The 20,478-nt window shown below is 63.9% G+C and carries 16 protein-coding genes; 4 read left to right on the top strand and 12 right to left on the bottom strand.

The window, feature by feature from the left end; genetic code table 11:
• The first annotated feature begins 26 nt into the window (after positions 1-26).
• From prsK to EJB06_RS09220, 3 genes are all read left to right on the top strand, one after another.
• Complete coding sequence (prsK, locus tag EJB06_RS09230; RefSeq protein WP_126073713.1) at positions 27-2,102, top strand: XrtA/PEP-CTERM system histidine kinase PrsK; 2,076 nt, start codon at positions 27-29, stop codon at positions 2,100-2,102.
• 37 nt (positions 2,103-2,139) lie between these two features.
• Entirely contained in the window at positions 2,140-3,489 is a 1,350-nt protein-coding gene (gene prsR / locus EJB06_RS09225; RefSeq protein WP_370660120.1) for a PEP-CTERM-box response regulator transcription factor, read from the top strand.
• A 66-nt stretch (positions 3,490-3,555) separates the two neighbouring features.
• Positions 3,556-3,747: a hypothetical protein gene (locus tag EJB06_RS09220; protein WP_126073711.1), complete on the top strand. Its 192-nt coding sequence runs from the start codon at positions 3,556-3,558 to the stop codon at positions 3,745-3,747.
• Between the two features lie 8 nt (positions 3,748-3,755).
• Here EJB06_RS09220 and EJB06_RS09215 read toward each other — a convergent pair whose 3' ends face one another.
• The 7 genes from EJB06_RS09215 to EJB06_RS09190 form a co-directional block, all read right to left on the bottom strand.
• Positions 3,756-4,328: a tetratricopeptide repeat protein gene (locus tag EJB06_RS09215; RefSeq protein WP_126073710.1), complete on the bottom strand. Its 573-nt coding sequence runs from the start codon at positions 4,326-4,328 to the stop codon at positions 3,756-3,758.
• A 53-nt stretch (positions 4,329-4,381) separates the two neighbouring features.
• A complete protein-coding gene (locus EJB06_RS09210; protein WP_126073709.1) occupies positions 4,382-8,770 on the bottom strand; it encodes an RHS repeat-associated core domain-containing protein in 4,389 nt (1,462 codons plus the stop codon).
• Between the two features lie 273 nt (positions 8,771-9,043).
• Positions 9,044-10,276 carry an MFS transporter gene (locus EJB06_RS09205; protein ID WP_164557878.1) on the bottom strand — a complete coding sequence of 411 codons (1,233 nt, stop codon included), beginning with the start codon at positions 10,274-10,276 and terminating at the stop codon, positions 9,044-9,046.
• Between the two features lie 19 nt (positions 10,277-10,295).
• Complete coding sequence (locus EJB06_RS31815; RefSeq protein WP_164557877.1) at positions 10,296-10,865, bottom strand: hypothetical protein; 570 nt, start codon at positions 10,863-10,865, stop codon at positions 10,296-10,298.
• Between the two features lie 4 nt (positions 10,866-10,869).
• A complete protein-coding gene (locus EJB06_RS09200) occupies positions 10,870-12,528 on the bottom strand; it encodes an FAD/NAD(P)-binding protein (protein ID WP_126073707.1) in 1,659 nt (552 codons plus the stop codon).
• On the bottom strand, positions 12,528-13,808 hold the full coding sequence (locus EJB06_RS09195) for a pyridoxal phosphate-dependent aminotransferase (protein ID WP_126073706.1): 1,281 nt from the start codon (positions 13,806-13,808) through the stop codon (positions 12,528-12,530). Before EJB06_RS09195 ends, EJB06_RS09200 begins: the two co-directional genes overlap by 1 nt.
• Before the next feature lie 148 nt (positions 13,809-13,956).
• Positions 13,957-14,706: an iron-containing redox enzyme family protein gene (locus EJB06_RS09190; RefSeq protein WP_164557876.1), complete on the bottom strand. Its 750-nt coding sequence runs from the start codon at positions 14,704-14,706 to the stop codon at positions 13,957-13,959.
• Positions 14,707-15,351: 645 nt separating this feature from the next.
• Here EJB06_RS09190 and zapE point away from each other — a divergent pair.
• Complete coding sequence (gene zapE, locus EJB06_RS09185) at positions 15,352-16,440, top strand: cell division protein ZapE (RefSeq protein WP_126073704.1); 1,089 nt, start codon at positions 15,352-15,354, stop codon at positions 16,438-16,440.
• Positions 16,441-16,461: 21 nt separating this feature from the next.
• On the opposite strand, the gene EJB06_RS09180 is transcribed toward zapE, so the two are convergent.
• From EJB06_RS09180 to EJB06_RS09160, 5 genes are read right to left on the bottom strand one after another with little or no spacing between them, the layout of a single operon-like run.
• The gene (locus EJB06_RS09180; protein ID WP_126073703.1) at positions 16,462-17,679 is read right to left on the bottom strand and encodes a VanZ family protein; all 1,218 of its coding nucleotides are present in this window, start codon (positions 17,677-17,679) and stop codon (positions 16,462-16,464) included.
• Between the two features lie 51 nt (positions 17,680-17,730).
• On the bottom strand, positions 17,731-18,357 hold the full coding sequence (locus tag EJB06_RS09175; protein WP_126073702.1) for a tetratricopeptide repeat protein: 627 nt from the start codon (positions 18,355-18,357) through the stop codon (positions 17,731-17,733).
• A 37-nt stretch (positions 18,358-18,394) separates the two neighbouring features.
• On the bottom strand, positions 18,395-19,264 hold the full coding sequence (locus EJB06_RS09170) for a hydrolase 1, exosortase A system-associated (protein ID WP_229426989.1): 870 nt from the start codon (positions 19,262-19,264) through the stop codon (positions 18,395-18,397).
• Positions 19,251-20,147, bottom strand: coding sequence for a hydrolase 2, exosortase A system-associated (locus EJB06_RS09165; protein WP_126073701.1), 897 nt, complete (start codon positions 20,145-20,147; stop codon positions 19,251-19,253). The genes EJB06_RS09170 and EJB06_RS09165 overlap by 14 nt, the downstream gene beginning before the upstream one ends.
• Positions 20,147-20,392 (bottom strand): acyl carrier protein, encoded by a 246-nt coding sequence (locus EJB06_RS09160; protein WP_126073700.1) that lies wholly within the window; start codon positions 20,390-20,392, stop codon positions 20,147-20,149. The genes EJB06_RS09165 and EJB06_RS09160 overlap by 1 nt, the downstream gene beginning before the upstream one ends.
• Positions 20,393-20,478: the final 86 nt, after the last annotated feature.

Genomic DNA, 20,478 nt, shown 5'->3' with positions numbered 1-20,478 from the left:
CACAGCGGAAAGACAAGCGGAGCGGAATGCTGACCAACATCGCCACCTTTAGCTATTCGATTGCCGCGCTCGCGTTTGCGCTGCTCGGCGCCGTCCTGCTGACGCACTGGCGCAGCCGCCAGCATGCGTCGGTGCTGGCCTGCGCCTGCGCGCTGACGGTGCTGTGGGGCGCCGCGCTGGCGGCCCAGGCCTGGGGCCGGCAGGGCTATGCCTGGGCCGGCGAACTGCTGGAAGTGGCGCGCAACGGCGCCTGGACCGTGGTGCTGCTGTCGCTGCTCGGCCACTTCGACGGCAGCAGCTGGCGCCAGCTGCGCCGCACCCCGGCCCTGCCGGCCATCGCCCTGCTGTATCTGATTGTGCTGGGCGACAAGATCCTGTCCGAATTGATGCCCTCCGTGCTGGGCCAGCAAAGCGGGATCCTGGGCGTGATGGCGCGCATCGGCATGGCCGTGCTCGGCATGCTGCTGGTCGAACAGCTGTACCGCAACAAGCCGGTGCAGGAACGCTGGGCCATCAAGTTCGCCTGCCTCGGCATCGGCGGCATCTTCGTCTTCGATTTTTATTTGTACAGCAACGCGCTCCTGATGCGCCAGGTCAATCCCGAAATCTGGTCGGCGCGCGGCGTGGTCGACGCCCTGACCGCGCCCCTGATCGCGGTCTCGGTGGCGCGCAGCGCCTCGTGGTCCTCGCACATCGCGGTGTCGCGCCGCCTGCTGTTCCATTCGGCCGCCCTGTTCGGCTCGGCCGCCTACCTGCTGGCCATGGGCGCGGCCGGTTACTACCTGCGCTACTTCGGCGGCCAGTGGGGCTCGCTGATGCAGATGGCCTTCCTGTTCGGCGCCGTGGTGTTGCTGGCCGGGATTTTGTTCTCGGGCACCTTCCGCTCCTGGCTGAAGGTTTTCATCAGCAAGCATTTTTACAGCTACAACTACGATTACCGCGAAGAATGGCTGCGCTTTACGCGCACCCTCTCCGAAGCCGGCCCCAACCTGGGCGAGCGCACCCTGCAAGCCGTGGGCGAGCTGGTCGAAAGTTCCGGCGGCATGCTGTGGATCCGGCGCGAAGCGGGCCTGTGCGAACCGGCGGCCAGCTGGCACATGCCGGAGCTGGCGCCGGCCGAGCCGGACGACTCGGCCTTCTGCCGCTTCCTGGAATCGCGCCAGTGGGTGGTCGACCTGCAGGAATTCGCCAAGGATCCAGACAAGTACGAAGGCCTGGTGCTGCCCGAGTGGCTGGGCAAGTTTCCGCGCGGACGCCTGGTGGTGCCGCTGATGCTGCAGGGCCGCCTGTTCGGCTACATGCTGCTGTTGCAGCCGCGCAGCGCCATCACCCTGAACTGGGAAGTGATCGACCTGCTCAAGATTGCCGGCAGCCAGGCCGCCAGCTACCTGGCCCAGCACGAAGCGGCCAGCGCCCTGATGCTGGCGCGCCAGTTCGAATCGTTCAACCGCATGTCCACCTTCGTGGTGCACGACCTGAAGAACCTGGTGTCGCAACTGGGCTTGCTGATCCCGAATGCCGAAAAGCACAAGGACAACCCCGAATTCCAGCGCGACATGCTCGAAACGGTGACACTGTCGGTGCAAAAGATGCGCCTGATGCTGCAAAAGCTCAGCCGCAGCGCCTCGCAGGAACGCCCGGCGCCGCTGTCGATCGAAAAACTGCTGGCGCAGGCGGTGGCCAGCAAGGCCGCCTTCGAGCCGCGTCCGCTGCTGACGATCGCCGAGCCGCGCCTGCGCGTGCTGGCCGACTGGGAACGGCTGGAACGGGTGGTGGGCCACCTGATCCAGAACGCCATCGAAGCCACGCCCAAGGAGGGCCAGGTGGCAATCACGCTCAGCCGTGCGGACGATTCGGTTATCATCGAGATCCGCGACACCGGCGAAGGCATGAGCGAAGAATTCATCCGCGAGCGCCTGTACAAACCGTTCGAATCGACCAAATCGGCGGGCATGGGGATAGGCGCTTTCGAGAGCCGCGAGTACATCCACGAACTTGGCGGCAGCCTGGCGGTCAGCAGTACACCGCCCCGTGGCACCACCTTCAGAATCACCCTGCCGATGTGCCAGCAGGACACTCAAACTGTCGACAAAGCCGCCTGACGGCCAGAGGATCGCTGTGACCCAGAATAAAATGAAAATGCTCATCATCGAAGACGACCCCGGCCTGCAAAAGCAGTTGCGCTGGTGCTTCGATGCCTACGAGGTGGTGGTGGCGGGCGACCGCGACGCCGCGCTGGCGCAAGTACGCCGCCACGAGCCGGCGGTGGTGACCATGGACCTGGGCCTGCCGCCCGATCCGGACGGCGCCACCGAAGGCCTGGCCACCCTGCGCCAGATCCTGGCGCTGGCGCCGGACACCAAGGTCATCGTCCTGACCGGGAACCAGAACCACGCGCACGCGGTCGAAGCGATCGGGCTGGGCGCGTACGACTTCCACCAGAAGCCCTTCGATCCCGAAATGCTGGGACTGGTGGTGCAGCGCGCCTTCTATCTGCACGCCTTACAGCAGGAAAACCGGCGCATGCGCCAGTCGCAGGTCGATTCGCCGCTGAGCGGGGTGATCAGCCGCGACGCCGGCATGCAGCGCGTGTGCCGGAATATCGAAAAAGTCGCCCCGACCTCGGCCTCGGTGATGGTGCTGGGCGAAAGCGGCACCGGCAAGGAAGTGCTGGCGCGGGCGCTGCACCAGTTGAGTCCGCGCGCCAGCCAGCGCTTCATGGCGATCAACTGCGCGGCGATTCCCGAGAATTTGCTCGAGAGCGAATTGTTCGGCTACGAAAAAGGCGCGTTCACGGGCGCGGCCAAGCAGACCAAGGGCAAGGTCGAGCTGGCCCACGGCGGCACCTTCTTCCTCGATGAAGTGGGCGATCTGCCGATGTCGCTACAGGCCAAACTGCTGCGCTTCCTGCAGGAACGGGTGATCGAGCGCGTCGGCGGGCACGAGGAAATCGCGGTCGATGTGCGGATCGTCTGCGCGACCCACCAGAACCTCAAAGCCTTGTCGGCCAGCGGGCGCTTCCGCGAGGATTTGTATTACCGCCTGTCGGAAATCGTGGTCACCATTCCGCCGCTGCGCGACCGGGTGGGCGACGCGGCCTTGCTGGCGCATCACTTCAAGAACAAGTTCTGCGCGCAGGAATCGCGTCCGACCCTGCATTTCAGCCAGGAAGCGATCGGCGTGATCGAAAGCTACCCGTGGCCGGGCAATGTGCGCGAGATGGAAAACTGCATCAAGCGCGCCATCATCATGGCGGACGGGCCGCAGATCACGGCGGACGATCTGGGATTGTCGGCCTCGGCCGAGCCGGAACAGCCGATCAACCTGCGCCAGGTGCGCGACGAGGCCGAGTACGCGGCCATCGTCAAGGCATTGGCGCGGGTCGACGGGAATATCGTGCGCGCTGCGGAGTTGCTGGGGATCAGCCGGCCGACCTTGTACGATCTGATGGGGCGGCACGCGATCAAGTCGGCGGCGGCGGGCGGGTAAGGCGTTTAGCCGGGATAGGGCGATGGCGCCTTGCACCAGCCAGTATAGCGACGCTGCCAGGGCCCCATGGCCGAAGGCCTTGCCGAGGTCCGCGACCAGCGCGGCCGGGGCGCCGAATCCATGGACAATGTCGGCGCCGATATCCATCGGGGATGGAGCCGAAACAGGCCGGGCAGCTCGAAGACGACGTTCGCTGCCGGCAGGCTGAGGAGTACGGTGGACAAGCTCATCCAGGCAGCAACTTATGTCGTCGTTTGAACGATTGTCTATTGCACTCGGGGGTCATCAGCATCTCTGGCAATGATCATAATTCCTTTAATGATCGCATTAATATACTGCGCGCGGGCAAGTAGCTTCGACATGATCGATCCTGATGCATGCATGCGCTTTTTGGCCAAATCACGAGCGGCAAATGCATGTCCGCCTCGATCAGCTATTTCCAAATAGCGCATTTCTTCGACGTTGTCTGCAATGGCATGACTGGTGTCTCCGTAGATTTGCGCAATCCAGTATGCCGCAGCAGGATGACCCGCGGCGGCGGCGAGGCAATATGACTCAAGCGCTGCCGCAAGGTCGCGATTTCTGTATTGCAGCATCCCCAGGAAAAAACAACTCGTGGAATTTCCGCCGTCGCACGACTTTTTAAACAATGCAGCCGCCCGAACTTCGTCGACCGGCCCCCCGAGACCGCGTTCGTGCATCGAACCCAAATAAAGCAAGGCTCGGTCGTCGCCCAGTGCACCGAGTTCCTCGAACACTGCCCGAGCCGCATCGTACCTTCCGGCCAACAGGTCAGCGTGTGCTTTTAAGAGACGGCTATTTTTTTCATCCTGTTTCATGATTCATCCAAAATAAAAATTCTCTGTGTCGAAGCTACCCTATGCCCGTAAAACTATTTTTTAGGCTTCAAAGGCGGAATCGTAGGCTTTTTCGGAGGCGGCGGACCCGGCTGTGCTGGTGGTGGTTTAGGTGGGGTTTTAGGAGTTTCCGGTGGTTTCTTCCCCTCTATCAAGCAGAGTGCTAGCCAAAGAGCTTTTGCAAAAGCCGCGAGTTTTTTTGGTGGCTCGCATTTATGATCTTTCTGATCACAGGTACCAGACGTCTCCGCATTGGTGGGGCCTGGAGAGTCTTCTTCAACGCTTTCCCTAAACGATAGGCCGAAGGGATCGATCCGAGAAACGGGATTTGCCCCCACATAGGTATATGTATTAATTCCGCCGTCAAGGCCGATTGGATCGCTCTGCACGTACCGGCCGATTTGTGGATCGTAATCGCGGTAATAGTTGTAGAAGAGATTAGTTTCGTGATCATAATATTGTCCTGGAAAACGCGAGTCGTAGGAGAAGCGTCCGAAACGACTTGGGTTTTCATCTGGGAAATCCTCGCCGAACGGATTGGATGCGTCCCAGCGCCATACCATCCTGTTGTCACTTACACCTGTGATTACTCGCGGCGCTGCCAGATGATCCGCATAGATGTAGTATGCATCTTCCCCGCGACCAGCCGCACGCGGTTTGATTACCGCAACCGGCATCCCCTTGAGGTAGATCGTCTCCTGTATAGGCAAACCGGCGCCGTCATACTCGCCGACCATGTGCCCTGCCTCATCATAGACAAAGTACGTTGTGCCCTCGGCAGCATTCGATTTGATCGTCCGCTGTCCAATTCCGTTGTAGCGGTATTGAACGGCAACACCACTGCCACCCGACACGCTGTTCAAGCGACCATTGTTGCCGTAGCCGAAGCGCAGCGTTCCATCGCTAGTCAGGTTCCCCGTGGCGTCGTACGTGTTCCGTCTGGCCGGCACCGGCCCGGAAGTGAAAGCGAGCCGATTGCTGCCGGGATCGATCGTGTTGAGGTAGCTGTTGGAACCCAGCGTCGCCTTGGTGCGGTTTCCGTTGGCGTCATATTCGAATCGCTGGCTCGTGGTAACGCTGTCGAATCCGATCAAGCGATCCCGTCCATCGTAGTAGTAGCGTTGGTCCAGTCTGCCCGGCGTGGCATTCCCCTTGTGCGTGCTGGCCACAATGCGTCCGGCAGCATCGTAACTGAGCGTGCGCAACGCACCGCCGGCCGCAAGATGCCCCAGCGGATAACTAATCAGGCGATTTTCAAGGTCGAACTGACGCTCGTATTTATTGGGACTGCTTGCGCTGTGATTGCCCCACAGCCAAGAACGCACGGCACCGAACGGCTGATACGCAACGTCACTCAAAATCGTCATGCGCGCCGCATTCGGACGCGTCAGGCCGAGGGCGGAGGGTTTCCCATTCCTGTCGTACGTGATGTCGATGCGATTGCCGCTGGGATAGGTCATCGACGTGACGTGACCGACTGCACTGCCAGTGTCGCCGTAGGTATAGGCGGTGACGAAGCGCCGTGACGCCCCTCCGTTTGTCTGCTCTTTCCTTAACATCCTCCCCATGCCGTCGTAGGTGTAGACAGTTTTTCCAGCCTCATCCGTCATCGTCGTGACCAGGCCGGCTGCGGGCGTGCCGGACGCGCCGTACTCGAACGTGCTGGCGCCGATGGCGGTCACCCGCCCCGCCGCGTCGTACCGAAAAGCGGTATTGCGTCCGGCCGCATCCAGGCTCGATGTCAGGTTCCCGGCACCGTCGAACTGCGCGGTCGTGGTGCCGGTGTCCGGACTGATCAGCGTCGTGCGCTGCCCCAGTCCGTTGAGGACATAGCGCGTCTGCAAGCGGCGCGGATCGAGCACGGACGCGAGCTGGTCCTGCGGCGTGTAGGCGTAATCGATCGTTGCCGGCTTGCCTGTCGCCCCCGCCGCAGGGAGCGTCTGTTGTATCAGACGGTTGAACGTGTCGTAAGTTCCCTTGCTGACGCGCGCCATCGGATCGATGCTCGCGGTCAGGTTGCCGACCGCATCATATTCGAAGCGCGCGCCCGGGTCAGCCTGACTCTTTTGCTCGCGCTGCAGGCGGTTGAGCGCATCGAAGGCGCGCGTGGTCGCTGTCACGAGTTTGCCTGCGGGATCTTTCACTTCCTGACGCACGGTATTGCCCATCGCATCGAGCGTGAAATCGATGCTGTTGCCGGTGCTATCGCGCACGCCGATCAGGCGGTGGGCCTCGTCGTACGCGTATTCCAGCACCGCGCCGTCGGGCCCCGTCATGCGGGTCAGCTGGCCCGCAAGGTCGTACTCGTAGCGCGTAACTTCGGCCTGCACGCCGTCCGCGCGGACAGTGCTGGACAGCAAGCGCTGGCGCGGGCCGTAGTCGGATTCGACAATCTGGCCATTCGGGCGCCGGATTTTAGTCGGCAAGCCATCCTCGCTGTATTCGAGGTAATTGGTGACTTCGCCAACGCTGTTGCGCACGCTTTCCAGGTCACCCGGACGGTGGCTTGCACCGCTGTCGGCGTAATAGCGCATGCTGGCCGATGCGGCCTTGCCGTCGGCATCGGCCGGACCGCTACTGGTCAGCAATTGCCCGTTGCGGTTGTAGGTGTAGCGCCATTCCTGGACCGGGCCGGTTCCTGCCGCTGCAAACCCGAGTCCGCCGTTGCCGTCGTTGCTCGCCTGGGCCGTGGCACGACAGACCACGGCAATCGGCTTCCCGTTCGGAAGCAACGCTCCGTCGGCACATTCCACCACCGTGCCGGCGGCGTCGCGCTGGCCGTTGTACACCTTGGTCTCCAGCCGTCCCGGCGCGGCGGTGGCAAGCGCCAGGGCCCAGTCAGGATGCCAGCGCGTACTGGTTTTACGCGCGCTGGCGGGGATCGCCCGATCGATTCCCGCGGGGCACGCCGTCCCCTTGGACAAGCCGCTCACCCGCGCCAGCTCAAGCCCACGTGCCGGGTCGCTGATCAAGCACGTCTTGCCGCCGTTGAAGTCGGTGCTGCTGGTCAGGTCGCCTTTGGCGCTGTAGGTCAGCTCGCTCGCCGACGCGGCGCAGCCAGCGCCGGCCGGCTGGCTTTCGGTGGTAATCCTGCCCTTGCCGTCCGCGCCGTAGGCGATGCCCAGCGTGCGGTTGCTACCGAGCGGATCGGTGACGATCCGGCTGGTCCGGCTGGGATACGCAAACACATGGCGCTGGACGCCGCCGGCATGCTCGGACAGCACGGCCTGGGCCTGGCCGTTATAGGCGTAGGTGGCAAAACGCTTGCCGAGTTCGTCGCTGATCCCTGTCAGCAGGTAGCGTTGGTAGCGGTCTTCGTAGTGATACCTGCGTGAGGCCGTCGCGGCGCCGGAACCGTCGAGGAAATGGACGGCAACCAGGCGTTCGGAGCCTTCCACGGGCATGCCCCCGTCCACTGCGACCCTGTCGTATTCGTAGCGCACGCTGCCGCTGGCACTCGACACCTGCTCGACGACATCGCCTTGCCACCGGATGGAGACGCTGCGGTCGCTGGCATCGGTAATCGTGCTGAGCTGGTTGTTGCTATCGTAAGCGTACTGCGTGACCCTGCCGTCGCGGGTATGCACGCTGCCGAGCCTGAAATCGTCGTCGAGCCGGGTGTAGCGCTCCACGCTGCCATCCGGGGTCGTCAGCAGCCACACGGCGTCATCGGCGCCTTGCACTGCCAGCGTCATGCCGCTGTCGTAGACGGACCGATAGCTGCCGTCGCTTTGCCGCCAGAACTCGAAATAACTGCCATCCCCGAGGGCGCCGGTGACAGTCGACCGGATTTTGGTACCGAACTCGCGGCGGGCGACGAAGGCACGGTCGAAAGAAAATGACCAGCCCGCACCGGCCGATTGGCCCTTGATGCTGCGGCGCAGGCTGCGATAGGTACGATCGACCCGCAGCGCCCCTTCGGCAGCGCCCGGCAAATCGGACTCGGTTTGTACTTTCGCGCCACTGGCCAGTTGCACCGGATTGCCATTGGCCCTTCCAGGCGCGCCCGATTTGCAGCTGACAGGCACCGGCACTTCCGGCGCATCCTTCAGACAGATACCTGGCGCGTAAGGCTTGTATCCCGGCTTACACACTAGCAATGGGCCGCCAAACCAGGTGACCCCGCCGGTGATCAGAAAATGACGGTATTTGCAGTCGAACCAGGTGCCGGCATTGTTCATGGGCCGCACCGCGACCAGCGGTTGACGCATGTTATGACGCGTGGACTGCCTGTGACATGCCGTCACCGGATCGGGCGCATAGATGTCCGGCCCGAACACGCCCGTGTAATAGATCCAGCCCAACGTTCCCTCGGGCATTTCTTGCTCCGCGCGCACGCTGGTCTGTGCCAGTACCAGGGACAGAAATACCCACTGCAGGATATGGACTATGGAAACGCGAAGGCGCTTGGGGGAAGCATGCATGGCTTATCCAGTCTTTTTCAAGAGAATGATTGCAAGTGATTGCCACATGGAAAGCACAGCGTAGCGAAGCCAGTGTCGTTGACGTTGCTTTACCGCAATAGACGGTTGCGGCTAGAGAATGAGCGGGTGGTCTGCTCTGAAGAGTGGGGGGAAATCGCGCCTGCACGACCCGAGGGGGTCAATGGATGGCACCGGCACTGGCCTGCAAGGCGGCGCCAGGATCGCACAGCCAGGCTGCGGGCGGACGCGCCGCCGAGCGCAGCCTGGCCTTGCCTAACTCGCTTGCACCGCGGCGCCGCGCCTGAACGCAAACAGATAACCGGCGACCGACAGCGCGACGAACAGGGCCGTGCTGATCATGAAATTGCCGCTCGGCGCCAGCGGCAGTCCGGAAACGACCATGGTGCCGATGGCCGCGAACGAATACTGGATGCAGGTGAGCATGCCCAGCGCATGCGATCCGCTGTCGGGAAAATGATTCGTCACGACCACTTGCGCCGGCGGGTTGATGAGCGCCGTCGCCAGGCGCAGCAGGCAGGTGCCGAGCGTGATCAGCGCGATGACGGCAATCCGGTTTCCGGTCAGCAGCTCGCCGAATATGCAGGCGGCCCCGACCAGCGAGACCGAGATCCCCAGGCCGATGATACGCTGCGGCGTCAGATTGTCGGCATTGAGCTTGCTCATCAGGCGATTGCCGATCAGGTAGGACACGGCGATGCCGATGAACACATACGCATAGCTGGTCTCGCGCATCCCGAACTGCTGGATGTACAGGTAGCTGGAAATGCTGATGAAGGCATAAAACGCCGCGAACACCGACCCCACAATCAAGGCCATGCCGAGGAAGTAGCGGTCCTGCAGCACGCCGAGATAGCTGAGGAAGTGGTTCTTCAGGCTGAACGCGGCACGCAGCGCCATCTGCTTGTGATTGGTTTCGCGGATGGTCATCCAGGCCCAGACGAACAGCGGCGCTTCGAACAGGGCGATGGCCCAGAAGCAGTTGCGCCAGCTCGACCAGTGGATGATCCACGCCCCCACCACCGGCGCCAGGATGGGCGAGAGCACCAGGCCCACCACCAGCAGGCCGGTCGCGTGGATCTGCGCCTTCTTGTCCATCGTATCCTTGATGATCAGCCGCAGGATGATGTACACCGCCGCGCTGCCGGTCGCCTGCAGCACGCGCATCACGATCACCCACGAGATCGAGGACGACAGCGCGATCCAGACCGTCGCCCCGATATGCAGCGCCAGGCAGGTCAGGATGGTGGCGCGGCGCCCGCGCACATCGCTGATCACGCCGATGAACAGCACCACCGCCGCCTGGCTGTAGTTATACACCGAGATCGTGAGGTTGGTGACGTTCATCGTGGTGCCGAATTCCTGCGCCATCATCGGCAAGCCCGACAGGAAGATGTCGGTGCAGGCCTGGGTCGCAAACAACAGCAGGACCATCAGTACGATCGATATGTTGCGATTGCTTTCGTTGCGATTGCTGTCTGTCGTCATCGGAAATTCCAGAACATGGTTAGTGGTGCGCCCGCGCCTCGGCCGCTCCGGCCCCGAGCGCGCGGAACTGCGCGAGCAGCGCCTCCCTGTCGGGCGCAAGCGCAATCCCATCCTTGCACACGGTATCGAGCATGCCGAGGATACTGGCATGTTCGCTGTCGGACAAGTTGGCCGGGCGTTCCTCGCGCAATTGCCGCGCGACCGCCAGCAGGCGCTCCCTGGCGTCGCCGATGCGGTAGCCGAGCGCGGTCGCGCCCAGGTCGACCGGATCCGGGGCCGCGGCCATGGCCTCGTCGCGCACGAAGTCGATGCCGAATTGCCCGATCTGCACCAGGATGTAGGTCGACTCCCCGGTCTGCGCTCCGCAGTGGGAAACCCGGTGCACCGTATCGCAGGGAACCTGGACGAACTGCCCCGGATGAAACACGAACGCGCTCTCCAGCGCCGGCAGCTCCAGCATCAGCCGCCCCGCAGCGCAATAGGTAATGTCCGACACATGCATGTGCCGATGATAGGCCAGGTTTTCATGGCCGACGTGATAGATGCTCACCCGGATATCCGGGCTGAACGAAAAATCCTTGAAATCCATCCCTTCACTCCCTCTCAATGGATGCGCTGGCCAGCCAGTCTTGCGCAACGACCTGGGCGGCGCTGACGAAAGCGGCGGCAAAGTTGTTCTGGTTTTGCCAGTACTGCGTGACCGGACCGAAGGAAGACAGATGCGCCGAGCAGGCGCCCGCTGCGCCCAGCCCGTTCAAGACCCGGAAGCCGGTGGCCTCGCTGGCGCCGATGCCGCCGGTGCGGTAACCGTCTTCGCTGTAGGCAAGCACTTCCTTCCTTTCGAGCAAGTGCCGGATCAGGGGCGAGGGATGCCGGTTCAGGTCGTAGTTCTGGCCGTGCGAGCAGATCACCAGATCGGGTTCGATGCCGGTCAGGCCGGCCGGGCCCGCCGCGTCGGCCTCATAGCCGAGCGCGACTGTCGACAGCACGCCGGCCTCGATCAGGGCGATCAGCTTCCTGGCGTTCTGCAGGGGAATCGGCACCGCGGTCCGGATGAAGTGGGTATCGAGCTGGGTATCGTAGAGGCGCTTGTCGGCCGCGTTCAGGTCCTGATAAAAGCGCAGGCGGCGCGCACGCAGGATGATGGTATGGGCCAGCCGCTCGAGCGGCTCGCCGCGCACGTCGACCAGCAATTTGCGGTAGGCGTCGGCGTAGGGCGGCCGGAATACCGCGTCCAGGTCCAGATCGTTGTGGCTGGCCGCGCGCAGTTCGCGCTCGACCAGCGCCATCAGCGCCGTCAGGTCGACGCGCCCGTCATGGCGCGCGCGCAGGGCGGCCATGTTTTCGTCCGTCAGGTGGGCAAAGGCGTAATCGGCCAGCGGCCAGCGCACGCCCGGAAAGAAGCCCGAACGCGAGGTGGCGACGATGCGCACCGCGCTGGCCCGGAAACTGTCCCAGCACGGCAGGAAGCGGGTCGCCAGGCCGTCGGCGTCGAGTTCGAACACCCCGCCTTCGCACAGGCTCAGGATGGCGTCCACCGCGCTCGGCCCCATGCCGCGCACGCACAGGGTCAGGCGCTCCTTCGGCTGCGCCAGCTGCAGGGCGGCGATGGCGCGATGCACCTGGCGCGCCGGATAGGGCGAGGCCAGCACGTGCGGCGCGCGCGGCGCCGCCTGCTCCCAATGCCCGGACGCCAGCAAGACCTTGTCCATGCCGGCCAGGATCCGCAGCTGCCCGGTGGCCAGCTCGCGCAGGGTCAGGTCGAAGCCGCCGTCGCGCGTGACGCCGTCGATCGCCTCGACCCCGTTGTAGCGGCGAATCGTGGCGCCACGGCTGCGCGCCAGCGCGCATGCCTGCTCGAAGCGCATCGACAGATACACGCCGAACAGGGCGCGCGGATAGAAGGTCGACGCCTGCGGCTGCCACTGGTCCAGCGCCAGGGTCGGATGGGCTTCCCGGATCAGGTCCGGGTGCAGCGCGATCAGCTCGTCCCGGTGCGCCAGCATCCAGTCCACGAAATCGTTCCCGAACAGCGCCATTTTGTCGGCCGGGTTATTGCACAGATGGTAAGGCGCAACCTCGTCGCTGTCGTAAGGCAGGCCCGGCCCGTTGCGCGGGCGCCGCTCGACCGTGGCTATCTCGACATGGCGCAGGCCGCCATTCTCCGGCGCCTGCCTGCACAAGGCATCGACCAGATGCCAGAGCATGCAGGTGCCGGAGAAGCCGGTGCCGATGATGCAGTAGCGCACCATCAGCCGAGCTCTTCCAAGGCAAGCGCGATGCGCCGCGCCGCCTGCACCAGTACCTCGCGCTCCCTGCCGCAGTTGATGCGCACAAAGTGCCGGTAGCGGCTGGCGTCGGCATAGCCTTCGGCGAAATGCTCGCCGTTGATCGCCGCGACACGGGCTTTTTCAAGCAGAAACTGCTCGGCACTGTCCATGCCGCGCTGCGCATAGCGCCCGGCATACGCGGCCAGGTCGACGAAGATGAAATAACCCCCTTGCGGCGTGTGCACCGACAGGCCGCTGGCGCGCAGCAGGTCGATCATGTGCAGGGTATTCTCGCGTGCGTGCGTGGCCCGGCTGAGGGCGACTTCGTCCATATTGCGGTGCAAGGCGTAAAAACAGGCCACCTGGCCGTAGGTGCAGGCAAAGGAATTCAGGTTGACCTGCACATTCGCGGCCACGGCAACGAAGCCGGCCGGCGCGCACAGATAGCCGATCCGGTCGCCATGCATGCCATAGGTCTTGCCTGGTCCGGTGACGTTGATGACATGCTGGCGCAAGGCATAGTCGCCCACCGACAGCGCCGCCAGCGCCTGCGGCCGCTTATGCAGCACGTGCGCTTCGTACGGACAGTCGTACAGGACGAACAGCGGGCTCTGCCCATCGTGGGCGCGCTGCCGGTTGTGCCTGGCGATCACCGCGGCCAGGCTGGTCAACTCCTCGGTCGTATACACTTTTCCGGTCGGATTGATGCAATCGCCCAGGATCAGCAGCTTGGTCCTGGCCGTGATGGCACGGTCCAGGTCCTCGGCATCGAGTCCCTTTTCGACAAAATCGCGCGACTGCACGAACACCGGCTTGCCGCCGTGCAGATGGATCATGTCGGCATAATGCGGCCAGTTCGGCAGCGGCACCACCACCTCGTCGCCGGGATTGAGCAAGGTATGCAGCACCACGGCGATCGAACCCTTGATGCCGCCCGGCGTGACCATGATCTCGGTGGCCGGATCGTAGACGACGCCATGCAGGCGCTCGTGCCGCCTGGAGATCGCTTCAAGCAGGAAATCGAAGCCCTTGACCGGCGCGAACTGGTGGATCAGCTCGGGCTTGGTCTTGATAAACTCGATCACGCCGTTGTCGATAAAGCGGTCGGTCGCCAGGTCCAGCGTGCCGATGCTCAGGTCGATGATCTTGTCCTTCTCGTCGTAGCCCGCATTGAGTTTGGCGATGCGCATGCGCGCGCCATGCGTGATCGATTCGCCGATGCTCAGGGCGGCATCGGAAAAAGCACTTTGTGTCTTGCTCATTATGTCAACCTTTAGAATGTAGGGGGGCCCGATGGCGTATCGCGGAACAGCTCGGCCGCCTGCCGGACCGTGTAGTCCGGCAGGGCGGCACGAAAACAGGCTGGCGGGAATTAACCGGTCGTCACTGCCCGTTCCGCCGCTTGTTTTGCTAGTTGTTCCGGATTTCCATGGCGCGCCGGTACATGCCATTCCACATGGCATGCTGAATCTCCAGCGTGGCATCGATACCGTGTTTGATATCGGCCAGATCCTGTTCGGAGACGCAATTATTCAGCACGCATTGCTGCGCATCGCTGGCATGCCGGTCTTCGACGCCGCTATCGAGGTGGCAATTAAAGTAAATCTCCACCTTGCGCACGAAATCGTCCTTGTCCAGATATTTGCGGTTCAGGTTGAACATGTCCCTGAAGCAGGTCAGCATGACGCTGGCATGCGTTTCCAGCGCATAAGCGACGCCCAGCATGGTTGGATAATTCCGGGTTAACAAGGCATGGATCCTGGTGCGGTAATCCTTGGTTTCATCGATCACCAGGCTAGTTGCTTTTTCATCGCGCGTGCCATCGCGGCGGCCTTCCAGATCCCGCACTTTCAGGGCCGGCAAATCGAATTCGAACTGCCCGAACAGATTATGCGAATGCTCCATCAGGAGTTCGTGGCATTTCGACTGCTGGCCGTCGCCGCATTCCTCGTTGAGGATATAGGAAAAGAGGATCAGGGTATCCTGGTCGTGGTTGGCGGCCGCTGCGGCGCAGACATGGGCGATGCCGATCACGGTCGCCATGGTCCTGAAAAAGAAATTGGCGCGGTGCACCGCATACAGCTGCGGCGTCAGCGGCGTTTCTTTGACAAACCTGAAGTAGTCGTTATCGAAGACCGGGTGGACTTCGAGGCTTTTCATATGGTCAAGTAATTGATGTTTCATTGATATTTCGCAAAGTTAGGTACTGTACATTCCCTTAAACACGCAATGCTTGTCCTGCATCCCTTTCGCATGGCGTCCCGATACGTCTTGATAGCGTATGCGCGCGCTGCCCGGTTTATATGGTGAGAGATCGGCGTGGTTGCGCCAGGCCCAGTTCGGCCTTGATTTTTTATCCCGGTATTCACGTGGCACGGAATGAATTCTAATGCAGCCGGGAACCGCTGCAAGTCATATTTTATATTTTACGCAATGTTTTTTATAAAATAATATTGCACGGCAATTTAGAGAAATTTTATTCGACCTGACGACGTTTTCAGAGGAATTTTCGGTTTATCTTGCGCCTATCTTCAAGCAGAAAAATTTTTAAACGAAATCATGCAGAAAAAATTGACTTGCCGGATAGCCGGGCCGATAAGCGCGGGCGGCGGTATTATGAATTACTCCATATAATCACGAACAATCCGTTTGTTTTATCCGGATTGCATCCGAGAACAATTAAAAATGCGTTTGTGGTATCGTGAGCGCGCGCGGCATGCGCGACTTATTCGATTATCATAATCCGGAGAAAACAAGCGATGATCAGCGGAGGCAGAGAATCTGTTCGATGGCGAAGGGTGGGCCATGCTTGACGACGCCCTGGTCCTGCGCACCCTGGCCGCGCGCGGCATCGATCCCGACGACAGCCAGCGGCGCGCCATCGGCGCCATCCTGGCCTTGCTGGACGCGGACAAGGGCGGCTGGCTGCGGCGCCGGCGCGGCCCGCTGGGCGTGTATTGCCACGGCTTGCCCGGGCGCGGCAAGAGCATGGTGGTCGATACGATCTTCGCCCTGGCCACGTGTTCGAAGCGGCGCATCCATTTCCACGAATTCCTGCGCGAGATCCGGCAGCGCCAGATGAGCGAGCCGCCCGGCGCCGGCGATCCGCTGGTCATGGCGACCCGGCGCTGGCTGGACGGCATCGAACTGCTGTGCTTCGACGAATTCCACGTCCACGACATTGCCGACGCCTTCCTGGTCGGCTGGTTTCTCGACACCGCGCTGGCACTCGAGGTGCGCGTCGTGCTGACCTCGAACTACGCGCCCGAGGGCTTGCTGCCCAATCCGCAGTTTCACGAACGTTTCCGCCCCACCATCGAGCGTATCGAGAAGGATTTCGAGGTCGTCCATTTCACCGGCGCGCGCGATTACCGCTGCAAGGGCGAACGTCCTGAAGCGCAGCGCTTCCTGACCCCGCTGAACTCCCTGACGGCCGGGCAGCTGGGCCGCATCTACGCGCACGCCGAGGACAGCTACCAGCCCCAGGCGGCCATGGTGGCCGTGGCCGGGCGCCCGCTGCAGGCGCGCGGCGCCGGCAAGCGCATGCTGTGGGTGGACTTCGACGCCCTGTGCGTGGCCAGCCGTTCGCACCTCGATTACCTGGAACTGGCCGAGCGCTGGCAAGCCCTGATCCTCGACCAGGTGCATGTGAAGGCATTGTCCTCTCCCAGCACCTTGCAGCGCTTTATCTGGCTGGTGGACATTTTTTACGACCGCCGCCACCAGCTCCTGATCGCGTCCGACCGCCCGCTCGCCCCGGCGATCCGCGAGCTGGAAGGCGCGCATGACTTGTCGAGGACGCTCAGCCGGCTGGCGGAAATGCAGGCGCGCAGCTATGACGAGGTCAGCGCGCTGCTGGCGCAGGATGCGCGGGTGGCGGGGGAACCGGCCTGAGCGGCGCCGCGGGCCGCGCCGTCAGCGATCCGGCGCGCGGCGAAGGCAGCGCTCGCCTGGCGCCCGATACGCACTGAAATCCGGTCCGGCGAAGGTCCAGGGAATGATCCACCCGGCACAGGCCAGCAAGACCTGGGTGATATCGCCGAAGCGCCCCGGCAAGCCTTGCTGCGACCATTCCAGCCAGAATACCAGCGCCGCGATCGCCGCGCTGCCGATCACCACCACCGGCTGGCGGTGCCCGATCGGGGTCGCCAGGCGCGCAAAATACGCGATCGCGAAAAACGGCCAGAAAATCTCCAGGATATTCTGCAAGCCCGACAGCGAGCGCATCTGCCCCATCAGCGGAATCCAGTTGAAGCCGTAGACCATGCCTTCCGGCCCCGGCGCCAGTTCGCTGACGACGAAGCCGGCGCCGATCAGCGCCATCCCCATCCACGCAGCCTGGCGCAGGCGGCTGGCGGCGAGCAGGAACATCCAGGCGGCAAAGGCCCCGGCCACCGCTTCGAGCGACAACTGGCGCCCCTCGACGATGATCTTGAGCAGGAGTACGCAAGCGACCAGCGCGCCGAACAGCGGCAGGGCCGGCTTGCCGTCGCGCGTCAGGGTGCGCGCCAGCAAGCCCAGGCCGGCCAGGTAGCAGGCGTAGGTCAGCAGCTGGGCCGGCTGCATGCTGCCCGGTTCGCGCAGCGCGTGGTAGAGCAGCGCCAGCCCGTGCCGCACCTGGCCGATGTCGAAGGTCGGCACAAGCGGGCTGGTCTGCGACAGCGCCCACAGCGCCAGCGCCGCCAGCCCCAGGTTGGGCAAGGTGCCGCTGCGCAGCCATTGCGCGCGCACGGCCGCCAGGCGCGGTCCGCCCAGGGTGTGGCCACGCAACAGGGAGGCCAGCATGCCGCCGGCCACGCTGCCGGCAATATTCAAGACCAGGTCGATGCGCGAAGCGTCCCGGCTCGGCAGGAATTGCTGGATCGACTCCATCGCCAGGCTCAGCACGCCGCCGGCCACGGCCGCCGTCAGCAGCGCCACGCCGAAGCGCGTGCTGCGCATCAGCCAGGCCACCATGAACAGGCCGAAGGGCATATAGGCCAGCACGTTCTGGACCAGGTCGGCTTTTTCCACGCGCGCGGGGCTGGCGAACAGGAAGCTGAACAGGGGCGCGGGCGGCTCGCTCCAGCCGCCGAAGGGATACAGGCTGCCGTAGACGATCAGGACAAGGAAGACAAGGACCAGGCGGCGCATCGGCTGCGCCTCAGGGCGTGCAAAGGGGATGGCCGGAGCGCGGCATGCCGCTCATTTGGCCGGCTCGTCCCATTTGCCGGCCTCGACCAGCTTGTTCTTGAGCCCCGGCAATGGGAATCCCAAGTCGTAGGCCTTTTTGGCGTGCAGCCTGGCCTTGTCGTAGTCCTTCTTTTTGAGATACGCGAGCCCGGCGTTGTAATTGATGGTCGGGTCTTCCGGCGCCAGCTCGACGGCGGTGGCGAACATGTCGACCGCCTCGCCGGTCTTGCCGAGCGCGAGCAGGTAGCTGCCATAGGTGGCGCGCACCGCGCCGTCGTCCGGGGCGAAGCGGATGGCGCGGTTGAAATAGCATTCGGTCGGCCACTTGGTGGCCGGCACCTTGACCTGCTTGTCGCGCAGGCTGACCATGGCCAGGGTCGCCAGGGCGCGCACGTGGTTGGGAATGGCGCGCAGGGTGTAGTCGAGGTCGCCGCCGAGATAGCTGGTGTTGCCCCGGATGCCGGCCTCGATGTCGGGCGTGAAGTGGGCGCCCTCGACGATTTCCAGGTTGACCTGGCCGCGCTTGCGGTAGTCGAGCGGGCCGTAGTGGTTCTTCAGCTCGCCGCAATAATTGAGCGCCTGGGCGCCCGTCGAGGTCAGCAGCACGGTGCCGGCTAACAGGTAAGGCAATAGTTTCATCGATGTCCTCTCGTCTGGCATGAAGGGGCGGCGCGGCTTACCACGAGCGCAGCCAGTCGCCGGTCCAGTGCAGCACCTGCTCTTTCCACACGCGGCGCGAAAATGTGTGGTCGGCTTCCGCCAGGGTCTGGCGCGACACGCGCGGCGCGGCCAGCAAGGCCTGCCACGCGTCCGAACCGGCGGCGGTGTCGAGAAATTCCTGGGCGGTCAGGTCGGCGCCGCTGATGATCAACAGCACCTTGCCGCGAAAGCGCGCCAGCCCGGCCTGCATGCGTTCGGGCAGCGATGCCGCCGCGACAGCACTGCCGGCCGCGCCGCCCTGCCCCTTGCCGAGCGCCGCAGCGGCGATGCGCAGGAAGGAGCCGGCGGCCGCCCGCACGTCGAATTGACCGCGCACGATCTTCTTCCACAGTGCCGGGTCGAACAGGCGGGCGCGGTAATAGTGCTTGATGGTGGCCTTGGCATGGCCGCCGCTGGTGCGCACCCACGGGTTGAGCAGCACCAGCCCGCTCACGCGGGCATCGCCGGCGGCGTAGAACAGCGCGGCCGAGGCGCCGTCGCACAAGCCCCAGATGACCACGTCGTCGAGGCCGGGCACGGCCTCGAACAGGCTGTCGACGGCGGCGCGCAAGTCTTCGCCGACCGCCTCGAAGTCGCGCATGGCGCCTTCGCTGTCGCCCATGCCCCGGTAATCGAAGCGCAGCACGGCGATGCCTTGCGCCGCCAGGCCGCGCGCCAGGGTGGTGAACTGGCGGTGGCTGCCGACCCGGTACTGCGGGCCGCCGACCACGATCAGCACGGCGCGCCTGGCCGGCTGGACGGGCAGGCTGACGATCCCGAACAAGGCCTCGCCGGCGCAGCTGAAGCGCACGACGTTTTCAGCATAGTCCATGTCACGATCGTGCATGCGGTCCTCCTGCGAACAGGGCCGAGGTGGCCGCCAGCAGCGCGGGCGACTCGGCGATTTCCTGGGTCGACCAGAACGGCGCGCTGCTCACCTGCTGCAGGTGCAGCGCGACGCCCGCCGCGCGCCAGGCGTCGGCCAGGCGCGTCACGGCGGGCGTGAGCGCTCGCTCGGCCGCGCTGGACGTTTCCAGCCAGTGCACCGGGTAGCCGAGCGGCGCCAGCCGGGCCGCGTCGACCCCATCGATGGCGGCCGCCAGCGCGGGGGCGATTTCGTAGCCGGCCACTTCCAGCATCTCGCCGCCGAGCAGGGCCGCGCGCAAGGCGCTGGCGCTCTTGCCGGACGCCTTGCCGAGGGCGCCAAGGGCGCCGACGGCGCCGTCGGCGCCCTCGGCCAGCATGGCGTTGGCGGTCAGCAGGCGCAGGAACTGGGTCAGGAAGGTGGCGCCGTTCTGCACCGGTTGCCACAGCACCAGACTGGCCAGGGGATGGCGGGCGGCATGCGCGTAGTCCAGCGCCAGCAGGGCGCCCAGGCGCAGGCCCCACAAGCTTGGCGGCGCGCCGTCGAGGCGCGCCGACAGCCAGGCGCAGCCGGCCGCCAGGTCGTCTTTCCAGATCTCCCAGCGCGCCTCGGCGAACTCGCCGCTGCTGTCGCCGCTGCCGTACAGGTCGAGCTGGAGCACGCCGACACCCTGCGCCGCCAGCGCGCGCGCCTGCAGGGCGGCCATGCGGCGCGCCTTGTTCATTTCGTCGCCAAAAGGATGGACGTACAGCACCGCGCCACGGCAGCGCGCGCCGGCGGGCGGGTGAAACAGGCAGAAACGTTGACCCAAGTCCGTCCGGAGAAAGAAGGGCTCGGCGCCCGGCGGCTTGGGATGGGCAGTCATCAGGCCAGTTTTTGCTGCACGAAGGCGTTCAGGCTGCCCAGCGTTTCGAAGGTGCTGGCGCTGATTTCGTCGTCGTCGATGGTGATGCCGAAATGTTCTTCCAGCGCGGCCATCAGGTTCACCACCGCCATCGAGTCGAGCTCGGGGATGCTGCCCAGCAGGGCCGACTGTTCGTTCAGGTCCTTGCCGGCATCGCCCAGGCTGAGCACGTCGGTGAGGATGGTTTTGATGTCTTCGAGATACATGGAAATCCTAGAGAGATTGAATGCAGATGTAGCGCCGTTCCCGCGTCAGGGCGGCAACGACGTGGAGAGCGCGCCATGGTACACGG

This window comes from Massilia atriviolacea, assembly GCF_003953935.1.
Classification (GTDB): Bacteria; Pseudomonadota; Gammaproteobacteria; order Burkholderiales; family Burkholderiaceae_D; genus Telluria_A; species Telluria_A atriviolacea.
This window is presented reverse-complemented; position numbering and strand designations above follow the sequence as displayed.

Coding starts and splice junctions, on each gene's coding strand:
- EJB06_RS09205 (WP_164557878.1), bottom strand. CDS start 10,276: ATGACGACAGACAGCAATCGCAACGAAAGCAATCGCAACATATCGATC.
- EJB06_RS09170 (WP_229426989.1), bottom strand. CDS start 19,264: ATGCACGATCGTGACATGGACTATGCTGAAAACGTCGTGCGCTTCAGC.
- EJB06_RS09160 (WP_126073700.1), bottom strand. CDS start 20,392: ATGTATCTCGAAGACATCAAAACCATCCTCACCGACGTGCTCAGCCTG.
- EJB06_RS09195 (WP_126073706.1), bottom strand. CDS start 13,808: ATGAGCAAGACACAAAGTGCTTTTTCCGATGCCGCCCTGAGCATCGGC.
- EJB06_RS31815 (WP_164557877.1), bottom strand. CDS start 10,865: ATGGATTTCAAGGATTTTTCGTTCAGCCCGGATATCCGGGTGAGCATC.
- EJB06_RS09220 (WP_126073711.1), top strand. CDS start 3,556: ATGGCCGAAGGCCTTGCCGAGGTCCGCGACCAGCGCGGCCGGGGCGCC.
- prsR (WP_370660120.1), top strand. CDS start 2,140: ATGCTCATCATCGAAGACGACCCCGGCCTGCAAAAGCAGTTGCGCTGG.
- zapE (WP_126073704.1), top strand. CDS start 15,352: ATGCTTGACGACGCCCTGGTCCTGCGCACCCTGGCCGCGCGCGGCATC.
- EJB06_RS09165 (WP_126073701.1), bottom strand. CDS start 20,147: ATGACTGCCCATCCCAAGCCGCCGGGCGCCGAGCCCTTCTTTCTCCGG.
- EJB06_RS09200 (WP_126073707.1), bottom strand. CDS start 12,528: ATGGTGCGCTACTGCATCATCGGCACCGGCTTCTCCGGCACCTGCATG.
- EJB06_RS09210 (WP_126073709.1), bottom strand. CDS start 8,770: ATGCATGCTTCCCCCAAGCGCCTTCGCGTTTCCATAGTCCATATCCTG.
- EJB06_RS09175 (WP_126073702.1), bottom strand. CDS start 18,357: ATGAAACTATTGCCTTACCTGTTAGCCGGCACCGTGCTGCTGACCTCG.
- prsK (WP_126073713.1), top strand. CDS start 27: ATGCTGACCAACATCGCCACCTTTAGCTATTCGATTGCCGCGCTCGCG.
- EJB06_RS09180 (WP_126073703.1), bottom strand. CDS start 17,679: ATGCGCCGCCTGGTCCTTGTCTTCCTTGTCCTGATCGTCTACGGCAGC.
- EJB06_RS09215 (WP_126073710.1), bottom strand. CDS start 4,328: ATGAAACAGGATGAAAAAAATAGCCGTCTCTTAAAAGCACACGCTGAC.
- EJB06_RS09190 (WP_164557876.1), bottom strand. CDS start 14,706: ATGAAAAGCCTCGAAGTCCACCCGGTCTTCGATAACGACTACTTCAGG.